At 32.7% G+C, this 1,813-nt stretch carries 1 protein-coding gene and 1 pseudogene; both read left to right on the forward strand.

The annotated features are described in order from the left end of the window. Window positions 1–233 (forward strand): annotated as a pseudogene (locus VU18_RS20685) (hypothetical protein); the annotation flags it as partial. A 251-nt stretch (window positions 234–484) separates the two neighbouring features. Then, complete coding sequence (locus tag VU18_RS14165) at window positions 485–1,696, forward strand: MFS transporter (RefSeq protein WP_020278768.1); 1,212 nt, start codon at window positions 485–487, stop codon at window positions 1,694–1,696. Window positions 1,697–1,813: the final 117 nt, after the last annotated feature.

Raw genomic sequence — 1,813 nt, forward strand, 5'->3', positions numbered from 1 at the left:
GAGACATGAACCTCCTTGTGGGTAGTTGTGAGCACATCTATTTTACTCAAGGAGTCCCGTTCATGTCTCCTTTTTTGTTTGATTGTCAATTTATGTTAGCAAATTTGCTCATCTACAGTTCTTTAATACAAAATATAAGATATTTTGAATGGGATCAATCCAAGGAATTACCGGAAGTAAGTTTGACCGGTTATCTACAGTTGTCTAAACATTTTAATGAAACTATCAGCTAAATACCACCTTCTATGGGTGGTGTTTTTTATTCAACATAACATAAGATATGTTGCATTCAACGATATCCGACAAAACGAGACGAGGTATTACAAAAAACTCTTTACATTACCGTATTTTCCCGATAAAATAATTATTGTAATAACTGTAATATAATGAATATTTAGTTATATTAAAACCACCCCTTATCCTATGTTTTGATTTTGTTCTGTTTCACAAGTGCGTTACATGCCTAGTCTCAATCTTTCTAAGGGTGATCATTTTGAACGCTACAAAATTTTGTATAGCAACGTTTCTTTCAAACTTGGGGGACGTCATATACAGTGTTGTTATAGCTTGGTATATTGCTGACGTTTTACAATCAGGTTTTTTGATGGGAGCAGTTTTATTTTCCCTAGGTTTGTCGAGATTTATTGCTGGGCTTCTTTGCGGACCGGTTATTGATCGAATAGGGGCAAAGTTGTTTCTGTGGTTGTCAGACATGATAAGGACAATCATTGTGTTAGTTTTGGCTATTCTGTTATGGGATCATACTATCTCTTTTGTAATTCTCATAATGGTCTCCGTTTTGTTTGGAGCGATTGATGCTTTTTATTGGTCAGCCTCAGAATCAATAAAGCCAAGATTAGTCGCTACTGAATATTTGAGTCGTCTCAATAGTCAATACTTCACTGTTGTAAGAACAACGATCATTTTGGGCCCTTTAATAGCCGCTTGGATGGTTGAATCAATCTCAATAGAACATTCCTTGATAGCCATTTCTATCTTATATGCATTTTCAACTTTTTTAATTTTGTTTATTGACTCTAAAAATAGTCATCTTGAAAATATAAACGATAATAATGATAAAACTTCTTACTTTTCGGATTTAAGACTTGGTTTTAGTTTTTTGAATAGACAAAAAATGATTTTTTATTTGGTTATAACTATGTTTTTTGTAAATATTGGAGCAAACGGGGTTAATGTATTGTTCCCTTTTTTAGCTAAAAATGTTAGTGATGATGCTAAGTATTTAGGATATATATATTCATCGATGTCAATGGGAAGTTTGTTAACTGGTTTAATCTTTTCAGTTAAAAGCATTCACAAGGTTGAATTGAAGATTATTTATTTATCTTTTCTTTTACAAGCTACTGGTATTGCCGCACTATGTTTCACCCAAAATTTTTTGATTATTCTAATTTTCGTTTTTGTAATTGGCTTAATTACTGGTTTTATAGGAGTCCTTATACCTACTTTTGTTCAACGTTCTGTGCCTATTCATTTATTAGGAAGAGTTAATAGTATTATGATGGCGATTTCAATGCTTTCAACGCCAGTAGCCCAGTTTATTTTTGGGGTCAGTGTTGATTATTTCAATATAAAATATCTTTTCTTCATTGCAGGTGCTTTGGGTATAGTTACTAGTTTATCTTCGTTATTAATTAATGTGAGAAAAGGTACGCCAAGAGAAACTGTAATGTAAAGGAGGTGTTAAGCTTGAATATATTAGTTGGCGTTACAGGTTCTTCAGGAGTTGTTGAACTACCTATGTATTTACGAGTTTTTAGAGAAAAACTAGATGCTAACTCACATTTCGCAC

This window comes from Geobacillus sp. ZGt-1 (assembly GCF_001026865.1).
Classification (GTDB): domain Bacteria; phylum Bacillota; class Bacilli; order Bacillales; family Anoxybacillaceae; genus Geobacillus; species Geobacillus thermoleovorans.